The 17,511-nt window shown below is 64.9% G+C and carries 18 protein-coding genes and 1 pseudogene; 9 read left to right on the top strand and 10 right to left on the bottom strand.

The annotated features are described in order from the left end of the window. Nucleotides 1–98: 98 nt before the first annotated feature. Nucleotides 99–410 (bottom strand): annotated as a pseudogene (locus tag HDG32_RS26490) (VOC family protein); the annotation flags it as partial. 217 nt (nucleotides 411–627) lie between these two features. Here HDG32_RS26490 and HDG32_RS26495 point away from each other — a divergent pair. Next, the gene (locus tag HDG32_RS26495; RefSeq protein WP_184071998.1) at nucleotides 628–1,044 is read left to right on the top strand and encodes a DUF4279 domain-containing protein; all 417 of its coding nucleotides are present in this window, start codon (nucleotides 628–630) and stop codon (nucleotides 1,042–1,044) included. Between the two features lie 129 nt (nucleotides 1,045–1,173). Here HDG32_RS26495 and rng read toward each other — a convergent pair whose 3' ends face one another. The 9 genes from rng to upp form a co-directional block, all read right to left on the bottom strand. Continuing rightward, complete coding sequence (gene rng / locus HDG32_RS26500) at nucleotides 1,174–2,643, bottom strand: ribonuclease G (RefSeq protein ID WP_184072000.1); 1,470 nt, start codon at nucleotides 2,641–2,643, stop codon at nucleotides 1,174–1,176. Nucleotides 2,644–2,652: 9 nt separating this feature from the next. Continuing rightward, nucleotides 2,653–3,282 carry a nucleoside triphosphate pyrophosphatase gene (locus HDG32_RS26505; RefSeq protein ID WP_184072003.1) on the bottom strand — a complete coding sequence of 210 codons (630 nt, stop codon included), beginning with the start codon at nucleotides 3,280–3,282 and terminating at the stop codon, nucleotides 2,653–2,655. A gap of 255 nt (nucleotides 3,283–3,537) precedes the next feature. Next, nucleotides 3,538–4,008, bottom strand: a complete 471-nt coding sequence (gene rlmH, locus HDG32_RS26510; RefSeq protein ID WP_184072005.1) for a 23S rRNA (pseudouridine(1915)-N(3))-methyltransferase RlmH — start codon at nucleotides 4,006–4,008, stop codon at nucleotides 3,538–3,540. A 36-nt stretch (nucleotides 4,009–4,044) separates the two neighbouring features. Further along, the gene (rsfS, locus tag HDG32_RS26515; protein ID WP_184072007.1) at nucleotides 4,045–4,494 is read right to left on the bottom strand and encodes a ribosome silencing factor; all 450 of its coding nucleotides are present in this window, start codon (nucleotides 4,492–4,494) and stop codon (nucleotides 4,045–4,047) included. Nucleotides 4,495–4,498: 4 nt separating this feature from the next. After that, nucleotides 4,499–5,221: a nicotinate-nucleotide adenylyltransferase gene (locus HDG32_RS26520; RefSeq protein ID WP_221307877.1), complete on the bottom strand. Its 723-nt coding sequence runs from the start codon at nucleotides 5,219–5,221 to the stop codon at nucleotides 4,499–4,501. 43 nt (nucleotides 5,222–5,264) lie between these two features. Then, nucleotides 5,265–6,188, bottom strand: a complete 924-nt coding sequence (gene hemF / locus HDG32_RS26525) for an oxygen-dependent coproporphyrinogen oxidase (RefSeq protein ID WP_184072009.1) — start codon at nucleotides 6,186–6,188, stop codon at nucleotides 5,265–5,267. A 294-nt stretch (nucleotides 6,189–6,482) separates the two neighbouring features. After that, nucleotides 6,483–7,766 (bottom strand): phosphoribosylamine--glycine ligase, encoded by a 1,284-nt coding sequence (purD, locus tag HDG32_RS26530; protein ID WP_184072012.1) that lies wholly within the window; start codon nucleotides 7,764–7,766, stop codon nucleotides 6,483–6,485. A 104-nt stretch (nucleotides 7,767–7,870) separates the two neighbouring features. Then, nucleotides 7,871–8,599 (bottom strand): YebC/PmpR family DNA-binding transcriptional regulator, encoded by a 729-nt coding sequence (locus tag HDG32_RS26535; RefSeq protein WP_018419973.1) that lies wholly within the window; start codon nucleotides 8,597–8,599, stop codon nucleotides 7,871–7,873. A 600-nt stretch (nucleotides 8,600–9,199) separates the two neighbouring features. Further along, nucleotides 9,200–9,850 carry a uracil phosphoribosyltransferase gene (gene upp, locus HDG32_RS26540; RefSeq protein WP_026225693.1) on the bottom strand — a complete coding sequence of 217 codons (651 nt, stop codon included), beginning with the start codon at nucleotides 9,848–9,850 and terminating at the stop codon, nucleotides 9,200–9,202. Nucleotides 9,851–10,065: 215 nt separating this feature from the next. Between upp and HDG32_RS26545 the strand changes: the two genes are divergently transcribed. The 8 genes from HDG32_RS26545 (at nucleotide 10,066) to kdpC (ending at nucleotide 17,412) form a co-directional block, all read left to right on the top strand. After that, nucleotides 10,066–10,845, top strand: a complete 780-nt coding sequence (locus HDG32_RS26545; protein ID WP_090803723.1) for an SDR family oxidoreductase — start codon at nucleotides 10,066–10,068, stop codon at nucleotides 10,843–10,845. Nucleotides 10,846–10,976: 131 nt separating this feature from the next. Next, a complete protein-coding gene (locus tag HDG32_RS26550) occupies nucleotides 10,977–11,366 on the top strand; it encodes a methylglyoxal synthase (protein WP_184072014.1) in 390 nt (129 codons plus the stop codon). A 46-nt stretch (nucleotides 11,367–11,412) separates the two neighbouring features. Then, on the top strand, nucleotides 11,413–12,387 hold the full coding sequence (locus tag HDG32_RS26555; protein WP_184072016.1) for a quinone oxidoreductase: 975 nt from the start codon (nucleotides 11,413–11,415) through the stop codon (nucleotides 12,385–12,387). Nucleotides 12,388–12,567: 180 nt separating this feature from the next. Beyond that, nucleotides 12,568–12,678, top strand: coding sequence for a hypothetical protein (locus HDG32_RS26560; protein WP_018419977.1), 111 nt, complete (start codon nucleotides 12,568–12,570; stop codon nucleotides 12,676–12,678). Then, nucleotides 12,678–12,770, top strand: a complete 93-nt coding sequence (gene kdpF, locus HDG32_RS26565; protein WP_013088901.1) for a K(+)-transporting ATPase subunit F — start codon at nucleotides 12,678–12,680, stop codon at nucleotides 12,768–12,770. The genes HDG32_RS26560 and kdpF overlap by 1 nt, the downstream gene beginning before the upstream one ends. Further along, nucleotides 12,767–14,572 (top strand): potassium-transporting ATPase subunit KdpA, encoded by a 1,806-nt coding sequence (gene kdpA, locus HDG32_RS26570; protein ID WP_184072018.1) that lies wholly within the window; start codon nucleotides 12,767–12,769, stop codon nucleotides 14,570–14,572. The genes kdpF and kdpA overlap by 4 nt, the downstream gene beginning before the upstream one ends. Nucleotides 14,573–14,663: 91 nt before the next feature. After that, entirely contained in the window at nucleotides 14,664–16,775 is a 2,112-nt protein-coding gene (gene kdpB / locus HDG32_RS26575) for a potassium-transporting ATPase subunit KdpB (protein ID WP_184059370.1), read from the top strand. Nucleotides 16,776–16,833: 58 nt separating this feature from the next. Next, entirely contained in the window at nucleotides 16,834–17,412 is a 579-nt protein-coding gene (kdpC, locus tag HDG32_RS26580; protein ID WP_184072020.1) for a potassium-transporting ATPase subunit KdpC, read from the top strand. Nucleotides 17,413–17,511: the final 99 nt, after the last annotated feature.

The raw sequence follows: 17,511 nt of genomic DNA on the forward strand, positions 1-17,511 counted from the left end.
CTGCCTTCAACACTACGACACACTTCATCCACGACCCCGGCACCGACCAAGACGCCAGGTTAGCCAAAGTCAAACCGTTTTACCAGGAACACTTAGTAAGGCCGCAAGCCGGGCTGGCCGTCGGATTTGCCACCAGTCGAGAGTCCCGCTTTGAAGAATGCATCGACATGCTCACGGGACGGCGCTTTGAAGCACCAGTGACGTTTGTTTTCTCCTATTTCATTTGGATCGAGATACACGGCCAGATAGGTCGATGAGATGTCGTCGGTCGTGCAACGCTCGCCGTAGCCTAACGCGGTGGGACGGTCGAAGACTTTGCTCGCGCCGAGAGCCGTCATGGTGGCGTCGTAGAAACGTCGTCCTGCCTCGATGTCGGGAACGCCGATCGACACGTGATCAAGAAGCTGCATTAGATGTCTCCCTATTGAAGCTGCACTGAGTTTATACGCGCAACTCGCTCCAACAGGCATTTCCGACTCAATCGCCAAGGTCTTCTTCCATAAGCGGCGGGCCGCTCAGTTCAAGGGTCATCAGATAGCGTTCGTCCTCCGGTCGGTTTTCGTGAACGAACCGTCGAATGTCAGCAGATCATCGATAACATACATAACGATTGAGCGCAGAATCGACATGAGTGTTCATCAACTTGCACACGCGACTTTTTCAATCTCGGGCGAATATGTGGTGCCTGGGTTTTGGAGAAAATATTTTGCCGTTGTGCCCGACGTGGCGATTGCGAAGGGTGATCCGGTAGTCGATCCAACGAGGCAGGGGCGAGTCGTAACGCGGCGCACCGGAGTGTGGAGTGTGCGAAGTAAAGAGGTTGTCCGTAGCGATTTGCTGGAGCCGCATCTTCGTTATCTCGTTAGCCACTTGAATCTTTCAAGGGACGATTTCCAGCGATTGCTGGCAGACAAGAACGCGAAAGTGCGCTTCTTCTGCTACTGGTACAACGCGAGCGGGGACCGGGTGTCCGACGTGCCAACAGACATTCGCATCATGATGGAAGCAATGGGCGGCACGGTAGAGATTGACGAGTACCGCTAGAGCAGGCACGAATGGAGGGGCTAGTGGCAATCGAACTCTAAGCGCCATCCGCACCGTTCCACGCTCGCGGCGACTCGCCAGTAAAGGGTTTGAGCGGCTTTCGATGAACGTGAATAAACGTCAATCACCTCACATTAAAACAATATCGTACTGCTCCTGACTCAAATTCGACTCCACCTGCAACGACACCGGCTTGCCGATGAAATCGATCAGCATTGCCAGATGCTGCGACTCTTCCTCGAGAAACAGATCGATCACCTGCTGCGAAGCGACCACGCGAAACTCGCGCGGATTGAACTGCCGCGACTCGCGCAAAATCTCCCGCAACACGTCATAGCACACCGTGCGCGCAGTCTTCACTTGCCCTTTGCCCTGGCAAATCGGGCAAGGCTCGCACAGCACATGCGCGAGCGACTCACGCGTACGCTTGCGCGTCATCTCGACGAGCCCGAGTTGCGAGAAACCATTGACGGTCACCCGCGTGCGATCGCGCGACAACGCCTTCTTCAATTCGCCTAGCACCTGGTCGCGATGCTCGACGTTTTCCATATCGATGAAATCGATGATGATCACGCCGCCAAGATTCCTTAGCCGCAGTTGCCGCGCGATGGTATGCGCGGCTTCGAGGTTGGTCTTGAAGATCGTGTCGTCGAAGTTGCGCGCGCCGACGTAGCCGCCGGTGTTCACATCGATCGTCGTCATCGCCTCGGTCTGGTCGATCACGAGGTAGCCGCCCGACTTCAGATCCACGCGACGCGATAGCGCGCGCTGAATCTCGGCCTCGATGTTGTACAGATCGAACAGCGGCCGCTCGCCGGTGTAGTGGTGCAGCTTCGACGATACCGCCGGTGTGAACTCGGTCGCGAAATCGGCGAGCATCTGATGCGTCTCGCGCGAATCGACCTGGATGCGCGATGTGTCATCGTTGACGAAATCGCGCAGCACGCGCTGCGCGAGATTCAGATCCTGGTAGAGCAGGCTGGTGGGCGGCATGCGCTGGGCCTGCGACAGAATCGTCGCCCACGTCTTGCGCAGATACGCGACGTCGGCCGCGAGCTCTTCGCTCGTCGCATCCTCGGCGATCGTGCGCACGATGTAGCCGCCTTTCTCGTCGGCGGGCAGCACGGCGGTCAGACGCGCACGCACGGCCTCGCGCTCGGCTTCGCTTTCGATTTTCTGCGAGATGCCGATGTGCGGCTCCTGCGGCAGATACACGAGCGTGCGCCCGGCGATGCTCACTTGCGTGGACAGCCGCGCGCCCTTGGTGCCGATCGGGTCCTTGACGACCTGCACCATCAGCGTCTGACCTTCGAAGACGATCTTTTCGATCGGCTGATGCGGTGTTTGATGTTGCGCTTCGCCGGCGATGCGCGGATGCCAGATGTCGGCGACATGAAGAAACGCGGCGCGTTCGAGGCCGATGTCGATGAACGCCGATTGCATGCCGGGCAGCACGCGCACGACCTTGCCGAGATAGACATTGCCGACGCGGCCGCGCGACAGCGTTCGTTCGACATGAAGTTCCTGGACGGCGCCCTGTTGAACGAGCGCGACGCGCGTTTCCTGCGGCGTGACATTGATCAGGATTTCTTCATTCATGGTGTTGTTCTAGAAGTCGATGCGCGCTGCACGCAGGAGGGCAGCGGTTTCAAAAAGCGGCAAACCCATAATACCCGAATAGGACCCGTCTATATGCTCGATAAACTCCGCCGCGCGTCCCTGCACGCCATACGCCCCCGCCTTGCCGAGCGGCTCACCGCTCGCCGCGTAGCGACGCAACGCGTCTGCGTGCACTGCAGCAAAACGCACCTTCGAGACCGACAACGCCGCGCGCAGCAGCGCGCCGTTGGCATCGATCACGGCGAGCGCGGTCAGCACTTCGTGCGTGCGGCCCGCGAGACGTGTGAGCATGGCGACCGCATCGTCGGCATCGATGGGCTTGCCGAGAATCGCGTCGTCGATCGTGACGGTGGTGTCGGCGACGAGTATCGGCCGCACCTCGTGACCGCCGTCGAGGAGCCGCGCGCGGGCCGCCTGCGCCTTCGCGATGCACACGCGCTGCACGTAGTCGCGCGCGTGTTCGCCGGGCCGTTCGGCTTCGAGCACTTCGGCGTCTTCATCGGGGCGCGGCAGCAGCAATTCGAAACGCACGCCGAGCTGTTGCAGCAGCTCCTGGCGGCGCGGACTTTGCGAGGCGAGGTAGACGAACGGATGCAGCGAAGCGGAGGGCGTGGGCATGAACGGGTCTCGATGGAGCGGGAAACGGATGGCGCGGGGTGGTGAACGCGGGTGGGCGTGGAAGAGTGAACGGGGCGAGGTTGACCCGGTGATCCGATCGATGCGCTGCATCCGCTAGCGGCATCGATGCACAGCGCGTCGGGCGCATCATCGCATGAAGCGGCGACAATGCGCTCAAGCGTATGGAGCAGAGCGCCCGCGACGCGTCAGCAGCAACGAATCGTTGCCAGGCGTCGCCGCGCGAGGCTCCAGCACCTACGCGCGATGATACGGATGATTTTGCGTGATGGTCCACGCGCGATAAAGCTGTTCGGCCAGCAGCACGCGCACCATCGCGTGCGGCAGCGTGAGGCTCGACACGCGCAGCATCATATCGGCGTGTGCCTTCAGCTCGGGATCGAGCCCGTCCGCGCCGCCGATCAGAAAGGCCACGTCGCGGCCGTCTTGCTGCCAGCCCGGCAACGCGCCCGCGAGCTGCATCGTGGTCCAGTCCTTGCCGCGTTCGTCGAGCGCGACGATGCGTGCGTTCTTCGGCAACGCGGCTTCGAGCTTCTGCCGTTCGGCGGCCATCACGCTTTCGGCCGAACGACCCGACGAGCGCTGCTCCGGTTTGATCTCGCGCAGTTCGATGCGCAACTCGGGCGGCATGCGTTTCGTGTATTCGTCGAAGCCGGTCGCGATCCAGTCCGGCATCTTGTGGCCGACGGCGAGGATGTGCAGTTTCATCGCGAGGACAGTAGCGGTGTGGCCGACACGGCCAGCTTACTTGCGGCGCGCCGTGGTCTTGCGCGGGGGCTTCGCGGCCGGCGCTTCCTCGTCTTCCTCGTCGTCGGGCTCGCTTGCGCGCGCGCCGCCGAACGGATTCGGCGTCGACAGCTTGATGCGCACCGGCTTGTCGCCCCAGATTTCCTCGAGGTTGTAGTACTGGCGCAGCGCCGGCTGCAGGATGTGCACGATCGCGTCGCCGCAATCGACCAGCACCCATTCGCCGATATCCTCGCCCTCGGTGCTGATGATCTCGCCGCCGGCTTCCTTCACGCCTTCACGCACGCTCGACGCGAGCGCCTTGGTTTGCCGGTTCGACGTGCCGCTCGCGACGATCACGCGATCGAACAGCGAGGTCAGGTGGCTGGTGTTGAACACTTTGATGTCTTGCGCCTTGACGTCTTCGAGAGCGTCGACGATTACGCGTTGCAGTTTGCGAATATCCATGGAGTTACCGGTGGTACAGATGATGTTGAAGAATATAGTCCCACACCGCGGCGGGGACGTGACTCGCGGCCCGATCCTGGCTTGTGCCGCCCGCACCCGCGTGGGCGAGCCGCTGGTTGACCTGCTCGCGCAGATGCGCGCGAATGTCGGTGGCCGATACGTTGAACGCGAGCGTCGTGTCGATCAGCAGATGGCCGCAGGGTGTGGCCTGCAGCACGTCGGCGCGCGCACGGCGCGCGGCGATTTCCTTGGCGACCGCGGGGGCGACCGACGCGAGGTCGAAGCCGGGCCGCGTGGCCGCGCCGATATGCGCGAGCTCGAACAGGCGCCGCCAGTCGCGCCATGTGTCGAGATGCACCAGTTGATCCGCGCCGATCAGCAGCGTGATCGATGCGTCGTCGCCTTCGCGCTCGCGCCAGCATTGCAGCGTCTCGACCGTGTAGGTCGCGCCATCGTGCTCGATTTCGTCGGTCGCGACGCGTACCGTCACGCCGGGGATCGCGAGCGACGCGGCCGCCGCGCGCGTCATCGCGAGCCGATGCTCGGCGGGCGACACGTCGGCTTTCTGCCACGGCTGGCCGGCCGGCAGCAGCACCAGTTCGGTCAGCCGCAGCACGTCGGCGAACCGCCGCGCAAGCGCGAGGTGGCCGTCGTGGATCGGATCGAATGTGCCGCCCAGCAGACCGATCCGGCGAGGCAGGGCGACAGGGTGAGCGTTCGGCTTCAGGTGAGGGTCCTTTGTCGTGACCGTAAGCGAGACAGGTGGCGCGTCATACCCACTCGCGCGGCACGAGGAAATCGCTGTACAAACGCGCTTCCGGCGTGCCCGGCTCGGGGTGCCAGTCGTAGCGCCAGTTCGCCACGGGCGGCATCGACATCAGGATCGATTCGGTGCGTCCGCCGCTCTGCAGCCCAAACAGTGTGCCACGGTCGAAGACCAGATTGAACTCGACGTAGCGGCCGCGCCGGTAGGCCTGGAACGCGCGCTCGGCTTCGCCGTACGGCGTGTCGCGGCGCCGCTCGATGATCGGCAGGTACGCCTTGAGAAAGCCTTCGCCGACGCTTTTGAGCATCGCGAACGATTGCTCGAAGCCCGGCGCCGAGAAATCGTCGAAGAAAATCCCGCCAATGCCGCGCGGCTCGTTGCGGTGCTTCAGGAAGAAGTACTCGTCGCACCAGCGCTTGAAGCGCGGGTACAGGTCCGCGCCGTACGGCGCGAGCGCGTCGCGACACACCTGATGGAACTGCCCGGCGTCCTCTTCGTAGCCGTAGTAGGGCGTCAGGTCCATGCCGCCGCCGAACCAGAACACCGGTTCTTCGCCTTCCCTCGTCGCGATGAGCAGGCGCACGTTCATGTGCACGGTCGGGCAGTGCGGATTGTGCGGATGCAGCACGAGCGACACGCCCATCGCCTCGAAGCCGCGCCCGGCCAGTTGCGGCCGCGCGGCGCTTGCCGAGCCCGGCAGCGCGTCGCCCGCGACGTCCGAGAAGCCGATGCCGGCGCGCTCGAAGAACTGGCCGCCTTCGAGAATCCGCGTGACGCCGCCGCCGCGCAGCTTCTCGCCGGGCGCGCGCTGCCACGCGTCGGTAGCGAACGCGGTGCCGTCGAAGGCGCCGAGCGTGTCCGCGATATGCGATTGCAGGCCTTGCAGCCAGCTGCGCACGGCTTGTGCGTCGTAGCTCGAATTGCTCATGAATGCAGGTGCTGGGGCGGCACGCTCGTCGTGCCGCGGGTTCTTCGAAAGAAAACGATGGCCGCGTTGGCGCCGGGTGTCTGCGAACTCGGACCGCTGGTTCGGATTGTGCCTGGTTGCCGGAGGCGAACATCAGAGGCGGCTTGCCGCTTCAGTCGATTCGCGGGCTCCGGGCCCGTCTGCCGCGACGAGCGGGAAAGATTCAGTGTAGCGCGCGTCGTGTAACGTGCCCGCACTGCGGCGCCTGTGGCACCGGCAGTGCGCCGCCCGCACGGCGTCCAGCGCTAGCGCAGCTTACTTGCCGTCGTGCTTGCGGTTGAGCGCGCGATAGCCGATGTCTCGGCGGTATTGCATGCCGTCGAACGCGATCTGATTGATCGTGTGGTACGCGGCCGCCTGCGCGGTGCGCACCGAATCCGCGAGACCGACGACGCACAGCACGCGCCCGCCCGAGGTGGTCAGCTTGCCGTCCGTCAGCGTGGTGCCGGCGTGGAACGTGACTGAATCCGCGGTTTCGGCGGGAATGCCGTTGATGCGGTCGCCCTTCCTCGGCGTGTCCGGGTAGTTGTGCGCGGCGAGGACGACACCGAGCGCGGTGCGGCGGTCCCATTCGAGCTCGACGGTGTCGAGCGTGCCGGCGATCGCGTGTTCCACCACCTTCGAATAGTCGCCTTTCAGACGCGCCATGATCGGCTGCGTTTCGGGGTCGCCCATCCGGCAGTTGAATTCGAGCGTCTTCGGGTTGCCTTGCGCGTCGATCATCAGGCCCGCGTACAGGAAGCCGGTGTAGCGGATACCTTCCTTCTCCATGCCGCGCACGGTCGGCAGGATGATTTCGCGCATCACGCGCGCATGCAGCTGCGGCGTGACGATCGGCGCGGGCGAGTAGGCGCCCATGCCGCCCGTATTCGGGCCCTGGTCGCCGTCGAGCAGACGCTTGTGATCCTGGCTCGACGCGAGCGCGAGCACGTGCTTGCCGTCCACCATCACGATGAAGCTCGCTTCCTCGCCTGCGAGGAACTCCTCGATCACGACGCGCGCGCCGGCGTCGCCGAGCTTGTTGTCCGACAGCATCATGTCGACCGCGGCGTGCGCTTCTTCCAGCGTTTGCGCGACCACCACGCCCTTGCCGGCGGCGAGGCCGTCGGCCTTGATCACGATCGGCGCGCCCTTGGCGTCCAGATACGCGTGCGCGGCGGCGACGTCGGCGAAGGTTTCGTACTCGGCCGTCGGGATGCCGTGGCGCTTCATGAACGCTTTGGCGAAATCTTTCGAGCTTTCGAGCTGGGCGGCCTCTTTGGTCGGCCCGAAGATCTTCAGACCGCGCGAGCGGAACAGGTTGACGATGCCTGCCGCGAGCGGCGCTTCCGGCCCGACCAGCGTGAACGCGATCTGTTCTGTTTCGACGAAATCAGCGAGCGCGGCCGGCTCGGTGATGTCGATGTTGAGCAGACGCTCATCCTGAGCGGTGCCGCCGTTGCCCGGCGCGACGTAGACGAGCTGGACCCGCGGCGATTGCGCGAGCTTCCATGCCAGCGCATGTTCGCGACCGCCGGAACCGACGACGAGTAACTTCATGTGAATCCCCGAGACTTGAAAACCATAAACGGCCGAGCGGTGTGCTCAGCCGTGCAATAAACCATCAACAGCAAGGGCAAACGATGCCAGAGCCCGGCGCGCCATCACTCGCCGGCGATCGACGCGTTTGTATAGACTTCCTGCACGTCGTCCAGATTTTCCAGCGCGTCGAGCAGCTTCTGCATTTTCACGGCATCGTCGCCGGTGAATTCGACTTCGGTCTGCGGCTTCATCGTGACTTCGGCCAGTTCGGCCTTGAAGCCCGCCGTTTCGAGTGCAGCCTTCACTTTCGAAAAATCGTTCGGCGGGCACAGCACCTCGATACTGCCGTCCTCGTTCGTCACGACGTCGTCGGCGCCCGCTTCGAGCGCGGCTTCCATCAGCGCGTCTTCGGCGGTGCCGGGAGCGAACAGGAACTGGCCGACGTGATCGAACATGAACGACACCGAGCCGTCGGTGCCCATGTTGCCGCCGTTCTTCGAGAACGCGTGACGCACTTCCGCGACCGTGCGGGTGCGGTTGTCGGTCATCGTGTCGACGATCACCGCCGCGCCGCCGATGCCATAGCCTTCGTAGCGGATTTCCTCGTAGTTCGCGCCGTCCGCGCCGCCGACACCGCGCTGGATCGCGCGGTTGATGTTGTCTTTCGGCATGTTGGCGTCGTACGCCTTGTCGACCGCGAGCCGCAGACGCGGGTTCGAGTCGATTTCGCCGCCGCCCAGACGGGCCGCAACCTGGATTTCCTTGATGAGCCGCGTCCAGACCTTGCCGCGCTTGGCATCGGCCGCTGCTTTCTTATGCTTGATGTTGGCCCATTTCGAATGACCCGCCATACTTTTCTCCGTCGCGCGCGCCAGCGGGGCGCACGCATAGTGCAATTGTCGTTGCGATGTCGGGCGCCTCGCGTGTTGCGCCTCGATGTCAATCCGTCAGGTGAAAGGCTGCCGGCCGTTCGTGCTTGTCGCTCGTGTTGGCCCGTCGAGGCGGCCATCTGTGCCGCCGATCTCAGCCTGGCCGTTCCCGCGCGTCGTTCCGCGCTTGCCCGCCGGTGGGCGTTCGTGCCGGTTCGTGCATGATCGGCCGGCCAGCCAGGCGCAGCCGCAGGGCGGCAGCGCGGTGGAGCGGGGCAGCTTGCGCGGCCAGACGCCGCATGACCTGATGCGAAAGCGCGGGGCGCCAGTCGAAATTGCAGGCGGTGGTGCGAGTGATCGTGCGGGTCGAGCCGCTCCGTCGAGCGGATTCGAATTTTATCATGCCACGAGGGTGCGGCAGAGGGGGCCGCGCCGCGAAACCGGCCGCAAATGCAATGAAATCGACGCGAAAATGAATGGAGGCGGTGCGGATGTGTCGCCGGGAGGGCCGGATGCGGGCGAAAGCGGGGCCGGTTCCGGGGCGGCGGCATCGCCAGGCCACCCCCGCTGGCCCTCGGCGCGTCAGTTCTTCGTACCGAACAACCGGTCGCCCGCGTCGCCCAGGCCCGGCACGATGTACGCATGCTCGTTCAGATGCGAATCGAGCGACGCGATGAACAGCTTGACGTCCGGGTGCGCGTCCTGGAACACCTGCACGCCCTCGGGCGCGGCGACGAGCGCGAGGAACATGATGTTCTCGGCGGCCACGTTGCGGCGCTTGAGCACATCGACCGCGTGCACGGCCGAGTAGCCGGTCGCGACCATCGGATCGCAGAGGATGAACACGCGGTCTTCGAGGTCCGGCAGCCGCACCAGGTATTCGACCGGCCGATGATCCTCCGCGCGATACACGCCGATATGGCCGACGCGCGCCGACGGCACCAGCTCGAGCAGGCCGTCCGACATGCCGACGCCCGCGCGCAGCACCGGCACGATCGCGAGCTTCTTGCCGGCGATCACCGGCGCGTCGATCTCGACGAGCGGCGTGGTGATGCGGCGCGTGGTCATTGGCAGGTTGCGGGTGATTTCGTAGCCCATCAGCAGCGTGATTTCGCGCAGCAGTTCGCGGAACGTGCGCGTCGACGTGTCCCGGTCGCGCATGTGCGACAGCTTGTGCTGGATCAGCGGGTGATCGAGGATGAAGAGATTGGGGAAACGGCTGTCCTGGGTCATGGCGGGCTCGCGCGCGGCGGCAAGGTGGATCGGTTCGGCGCGCTCATCCGTTGGCTCAGTCCGCGCTCGAAGGTCGGACGAACGGTGGAAAAGTGCGCCACCGCGCAGTTTACCGAAAGAGTACCGCCCGGCGATACCTGAGTTTGCAGCGACGCGGCACAGTCCTGCACCGATTCTTCTAGAATCTGGGGAAACTTCGCCAGGAGGGCATACACATGGACATGGGAATCGCAGGACGCCGCGCGCTGGTTTGCGCGGCGAGCAAAGGTCTGGGACGCGGCTGCGCGGAAGCGCTCGCCGCCGAGGGCGTCGACCTGACGATCGTCGCGCGCACCGCCGAAACGCTCGAAGCGACCGCCGAGGCGATCCGCAAGCAGAGCGGCGTCGAGGTGAAGACCGTCGCATGCGACATCACCACGCCTGAAGGGCGCGCGGCCGCGCTCGCGGCCTGCCCGCAGCCGGACATTCTCGTCAACAACGCGGGCGGTCCGCCGCCGGGCGATTTCCGCAACTTCACGCACGAGGACTGGATCCGCGCGCTCGAAGCCAACATGCTGACGCCGATCGAGCTGATCCGTCAGACCATCGACACGATGAGCGCGCGCGGCTTCGGGCGCATCGTCAACATCACGAGCTCGGCGGTGAAGGCGCCGATCGACGTGCTCGGTCTGTCGAACGGCGCGCGCTCCGGCCTGACCGGTTTCGTCGCGGGGCTCGCGCGCAAGGTCGCGCCGACCGGCGTGACGATCAACAACCTGCTGCCGGGCCTGTTCGACACCGACCGTATCGCGGTCACGTTCGAGGCGCAGGCGAAGACGCACAACATTTCGATCGACGAAGCGCGCAAGCAGCGCATGAAGACGATCCCCGCCGGCCGCTTCGGTAATCGCGAAGAATTCGGCCGCGCCTGCGCGTTCCTGTGCAGCACGCACGCGGGTTACATCACCGGGCAGAACTGGTTGATCGACGGCGGCGCCTATCCTGGTACGTACTGAGCTGGTACGTACTGAGCTGGTACGTACTGAGCTGGTACGTACTGAGCAGGCACGTACCGAGCCGCCGCGCGCGAACGACACCGGTCACATCACAACAACGATAGTCACAAGGGTTTGAGGAGTCTTACGTCATGAGCACCCGCATTGCGCTGATCGCGCACGATCACAAGAAGGACGACATCGTCAAACTGGCCGGCGAATACGTCGACACGCTCGCGCGCTGCGAGATCGTCGCAACCGGCACGACCGGCGGACGCATCAGCGACGCGCACGGCCTGACGGTCGAGCGCATGCTGTCGGGCCCGCACGGCGGCGACCTGCAGATCGGCGCGCAGCTCGCCGAAGGGCGCGTCGACGTGGTGATTTTCCTGCGCGACCCGATGACGCCGCAGCCGCACGAGCCGGACATCAACGCGCTAGTGCGCGCGTGCGACGTGCACAACATTCCGTGCGCGACGAACATTTCGACCGCCCGCATGGTGCTCGACGTGCTGACGCTGCGCCTGTCCGGCGAGGCGTGAGCGCGCGCGTCGCCGCACCCACATCCATACAGATGAAGGAGACGTGATGGTCAAGGCAATCCGTTTCGACAAAACCGGCGGACCCGAAGTCATGAAATGGGTTGACGTCGAGGTGGGCGAGCCCGGCGCGCGCGAGATCCGCATTCGCCAGACGGCGGTCGGCCTCAATTACATCGACGTGTATTTCCGCACCGGTCTGTATCCGCTGCCGCTGCCGGGCGGGCTCGGCGTGGAAGCGGCCGGCGAGGTCAGCGCGGTGGGCTCGGGCGTGACCGGTCTGAAGGTCGGCGATCGCGTCGGGTATGTCGCGCGGCCGCCCGGCGCGTATGCGCAGGAGCGCGTGCTGCAGGCCGCGCTGGTCGTCAAGCTGCCCGATGCGATCAGCGACGAGCAGGCCGCGTCGGCGATGCTGCAAGGCTTGACTGCGCAATATCTGCTGCGCCGCACGTATCGCGTGAAGGCCGGTGACACGATCCTCATTCAGGCCGCAGCGGGCGGCGTCGGCCTGCTCGTGTGCCAGTGGGCGAAGGCGCTCGGCGCGACGGTAATCGGCACGGTCGGTTCCGACGAGAAAGCCGAGATCGCGAAAGCGCACGGCTGCGATCACGCGATCGTCTATACGCGCGAGAACTTCACGAAGCGCGTACGCGAGATCACCAACGGCGCGGGCGTGCCGGTCGTCTACGATTCGATCGGCAAGGACACCTTCGAAAAATCGCTCGACTGTCTCGCGCCGCTCGGCCTGTTCGTGAGCTTCGGCAACGCGTCGGGTCCGCTGCCGCCGATCGATTCGTCGGAATTCGCGGGACGCGGCTCGCTGTTCTTTACACGACCGACGCTCTTCACCTATATGGCGAAACGCAGCGACTACGAGGCGATGTCGGCCGAGCTGTTCGACGTGCTGAGCTCGGGCAAGGTCAAGACGAGCATCAATCAGCGCTATGCGCTGCCGGACGTCGGGCAGGCACATGCGGACCTCGAAGGGCGCCGCACGACGGGGTCGACGATCCTGCTGCCATAAAAAGTGTCAGCGCGGCCTCGGATTGCGCTGCACGTCATCCATCAGGGCCGTTTCATCGCGAGATGAAACGGCCTTGTCCGTTTACGCGATTTTTACGCGCACCCCGCGATCTTTGACCAGCTCTTTAGGCCGATCGGCATACCGTTCTATCCATCCAAAGTCCGTGAATGGAGAACGAGAATGGATGTGCTGTATGTCGGGGGCCTGGCGCTGTTTGCCTTGCTGACCTTTGGGCTGATTGGCGGCTGCGAGAAGCTGATGCAGTTGCGCCGCGGACAAGGAGCGCGCTGATGACCTGGATGCTGTGGCTGGCCGGCGCGTCGACCGCGCTGCTGTTCGTATATCTCGTGTATGCGCTGCTGCGCGCGGAGGACATTGAATGAACACGAACGATGTCCTGCAGGCGAGTCTTTTTATCGTCGTGCTACTGGCCGCGGCGGTGCCGATGGCGAGCTATCTCGGCGCCGTGATGGACGGCAGTTCGCGCGTGGTGCGCTTCGGCGCGCCGCTCGAACGGCTGCTTTACCGCATCGCGGGCGTCGATCCAGCGGCGGAAATGGGCTGGAGGCACTACGCGGTCGCCACGCTAGCGTTCAACGTGCTCGGCGCGGCGTTCCTGTACGTGCTGCTGCGCGTGCAAGGGTGGCTGCCAGGCAATCCGCAGCAGTTCGGCGCGATGTCGGTCGACAGCGCCTTCAACACCGCGGTCAGCTTCGTGACCAACACCAACTGGCAGGACTACACGCCCGAGCAGACCGTCGGCTATCTGACGCAGATGCTCGGCCTGACCGTGCAGAACTTCCTGTCGGCGGCGACCGGCATCGTCGTCGTGTTCGCGTTGATGCGCGGCTTCGCGCGTCATACCGCGCAGACGATCGGCAACTTCTGGGTCGACATCACGCGCGTGACGATGTACGTCCTGCTGCCGATGGCGGCGATCATCGCCGCACTGCTGATGAGTCAGGGCGTGATCCAGAACTTCAAGGCATATCAGGAGGTGCCGACGCTGCAGACCACCACCTACGCCGCGCCGAAGCTCGACGCGCAAGGCAATCCGGTGAAGGACGCGAAGGGCGATCCGGTGATGCTCGACACGCCCGTGAAGACACAGACCATCGCGATGGGCCCGGTCGCGTCGCAGGAAGCGATCAAGATGCTCGGCACCAACGGCGGCGGCTTCTTCAACGGCAACTCCGCGCATCCGTACGAAAACCCGACGCCGTTCTCGAACTTCGTGCAGATCATCTCGATCCTGATCATCCCGGCGGCGCTCGCGCTCGTGTTCGGCCGCGTGATCGGCGATCGCCGGCAGGGCGTCGCGGTGCTCGCGGCGATGACGATCGCGTTCGGCGTTTGCGTGTTCGGCGAGATCAGCGCCGAGCAGAGCGGCAATCCCGCGTTCACGGCGCTCAACGTCGATCAGTCGGCGAACGCGCTGCAGGCGGGCGGCAATGCGGAGGGCAAGGAAACGCGCTTCGGCATCGCGCAGTCGGGCATCTTCACGGTCGCGACGACGGCGGCTTCGTGCGGCGCGGTCGACAACATGCACGATTCGTTGACGCCGCTCGGCGGCCTGTATCCGATGCTGCTGATCCAGCTCGGCGAAGTGATCTTCGGCGGTGTCGGTTCCGGCATGTACGGGATGCTCGTGTTCGCGCTGCTCGCGGTGTTCGTCGCGGGACTGATGATCGGGCGTACTCCTGAATATGTCGGCAAGAAGATCGAGGCCTACGAGATGAAGATGGTGTCGATCGTCGTGCTGCTCACGCCGCTGCTCGTGCTGGTGGGCACCTCGATCGCGGTGCTCAGCGCGGCGGGCAAGGCCGGCATCGCAAACCCCGGTGCACACGGCTTCTCCGAGATCCTCTATGCGTTCAGCTCGGCGGCGAACAACAACGGTAGCGCGTTCGCGGGTCTCACGGTGAATACGCCGTTCTACAACTGGCTCACCGCGATCGCGATGTGGTTCGGCCGCTTCGGCACGATCGTGCCGGTGCTCGCGATCGCCGGGTCGCTCGCCGCGAAGAAGCGCATCGCCGTCACCGGCGGCACGCTGCCGACGCACGGACCGCTGTTCGTCGTGCTGCTGCTCGGCACGGTGCTGCTGGTCGGCGCGCTGACCTACGTCCCGGCGCTCGCGCTCGGTCCCGGCGTGGAGCATCTGATGATGATCGGCGTGCAGTGACCCACGGCAGTGACCCAGGCCGCGAGCCAACGACCGAACAGGCGCCTGCACGCCGCAAGCCTGCAAGCGCCCACGGACATTCGAGGATTCAATGACTGAACATAACGCTACCCGGTCCATGTTCGACCCTGCGCTGCTGCGCCCGGCGATCGTGGACTCCTTTAAAAAGCTCACGCCGCGCACGCAGTTTCGCAACCCGGTGATGTTCTGCGTGTACGTCGGCAGCATCCTGACGACCATTCTGTGGATCGCCGCGCTCGGCGGTCAGGCCGAGGCGCCCGCGGGCTTCATCCTCGCGGTCACGCTGTGGCTGTGGTTCACGGTGCTGTTCGCGAACTTCGCGGAGGCGCTCGCCGAAGGCCGCTCGAAAGCGCAGGCCGCGTCGCTGCGCAGCGCGAAGAGAGACGTGATGGCGAAGAAGCTCAACGAGCCGCATCCGAAGTCGCCGATCCGCATCACGACCGCGACCGATCTGCGCCGTGGCGACGTCGTGCTGGTCGAGACCGGCGACGTGATCCCGGCCGACGGCGAAGTGATCGAGGGCGTCGCTTCGGTCGACGAATCGGCGATCACCGGTGAATCGGCGCCGGTGATCCGCGAGTCGGGCGGCGACTTTTCGTCGGTGACGGGCGGCACGCGGGTGCTGTCGGACTGGATCGTCGTGCGCGTCACAGCGAATCCGGGCGAGGCGTTCCTCGACCGCATGATCGCGATGGTCGAAGGCGCGAAGCGTCAGAAGACGCCGAACGAAATCGCGCTCACCATCCTGCTCGTCGCGCTGACCATCGTGATGCTGCTCGCCACCGCGACGCTGCTGCCGTTCTCGATGTTCTCCGTCGAAGCCGCGAAAGCGGGCCACGTGGTGACGATCACCGCGCTCGCCGCGCTGCTCGTGTGTCTGATCCCGACGACGATCGGCGGCCTGTTGTCGGCGATCGGCGTGGCCGGGATGAGCCGCATGATGCAGGCGAACGTGATCGCGACCTCGGGCCGTGCCGTCGAAGCGGCCGGCGACGTCGACGTGCTGCTGCTCGACAAGACCGGCACGATCACGCTCGGCAACCGCCAGGCGTCGCAGTTTCTGCCGGCGCCAGGTCTGACCGAAGAGGCGCTTGCCGATGCCGCGCAGCTGTCGTCGCTCGCCGACGAAACGCCGGAAGGCCGCAGCATCGTCGTGCTCGCGAAGCAGCGCTTCAATATCCGTCAGCGCGATATGGCCTCGCTGCATGCGGTGTTTCTCGCGTTCACGGCGCAGACCCGCATGAGCGGCGTCGATCTGTCTCCGCAAGGGACTCCCTACGGGACTCATGGCCGTGAAATCCGCAAGGGCGCGGCCGATGCGGTCAAGCACTACGTCGAAGCGAACGGCGGCCGTTTCCCGAATGAAGTCAGCAACGCGGTCGCCGATGTCGCGCGACGCGGCAGCACACCGCTGGTGGTCGCCGAGAAAGGCGAGCAGGGCGCGCGCGTGCTCGGCGTGATCGAGTTGAAGGACGTCGTGAAGGGCGGCATCAAGGAGCGCTTCGCCGAGCTGCGCAAGATGGGCATCAAGACCGTGATGGTGACGGGCGACAACCGCCTGACCGCCGCCGCGATCGCGGCCGAAGCGGGCGTCGACGACTTCCTTGCCGAGGCGACACCCGAAACGAAGCTCGCGACGATTCGCGCGCATCAGGCCGAAGGGCGTCTGGTCGCGATGACCGGCGACGGCACCAACGACGCGCCCGCGCTCGCGCAGGCCGACGTCGCGGTCGCGATGAACACCGGCACGCAGGCGGCAAAAGAGGCCGGCAATATGGTCGACCTCGATTCGAATCCGACCAAGCTGATCGAGATCGTCGAAATCGGCAAGCAGATGTTGATGACGCGCGGGTCGTTGACCACGTTCTCGATCGCCAACGACGTCGCCAAGTACTTCGCGATCATCCCGGCCGCGTTCGCGTCGACGTATCCGGCGTTGAACGCGCTGAACGTGATGCATCTCGCGACGCCGACCTCGGCAATCATGTCGGCGGTGATCTTCAACGCGCTGATCATCGTGCTGCTGATTCCGCTGGCGCTGAAGGGCGTGCGCTATCGCGCGCTAGGCGCCGCGATCCTGCTGCGCCGCAATCTGCTGATCTATGGCCTTGGCGGGATCATCGTGCCGTTCATCGGCATCAAGCTGATCGATATGGTGCTCGCCGCGTTCGGCTGGGTTTGAGCGCGCAGCGCGTCATTACGCCACAACCAGAAGTGATGAAAAGGGAAAGAGACCCATCATGAAGAATCTGTTCCGTCCGCTGATCGTGATCTTCGCGGTGCTGACCGCGATCACAGGACTCGCCTATCCCGCCGTGATGACCGCGTTCGGCCAGGCGGCGTTCCACGAACAGGCCAACGGCAGCCTCATCGAGCAGAACGGCAAGGTGGTCGGCTCACAGCTGATCGGCCAGCAGTTCGACGCGCCCCAGTACTTCTGGGGCCGGCTGTCGGCAACGAGCCCGATGCCGTACAACCCGCAGAACTCGGGGGGCTCGAACCTCGGGCCGACCAACCCCGCGCTGCTCGACGAGATCAAGGGCCGTCTCGCCGCGCTGAAGGCGGCGGGCACCGACATGTCGAAGCCGGTGCCGGTCGATCTGGTCACGTCGTCGGGCAGCGGGCTCGATCCGGAGATCAGTCCGGCCGCGGCCGCGTATCAGCTCGAGCGGGTCGCGCAGGCCCGTCATCTCGCGCCGAACGACGTGCAGGCGCTCGTCGAGCGCTACACGACGGGGCGCCAGTTCGGCGTGCTCGGCGAGCCGCGCGTGAATGTGCTGAAGCTCAATCTCGCGCTCGATGAAATGAAGCGCGGCTGACACTGAACGCAGCGACGACGCACCAGCCGCAATTGCGGTTCATCGCTGAAACAGCGGCGTTTCGCGTGGCGCCGCGCCGCCATTTGCGGGCCGGCGCGG

The organism is Paraburkholderia sp. CI2, assembly GCF_014201055.1.
Lineage (GTDB): Bacteria > Pseudomonadota > Gammaproteobacteria > Burkholderiales > Burkholderiaceae > Paraburkholderia > Paraburkholderia tuberum.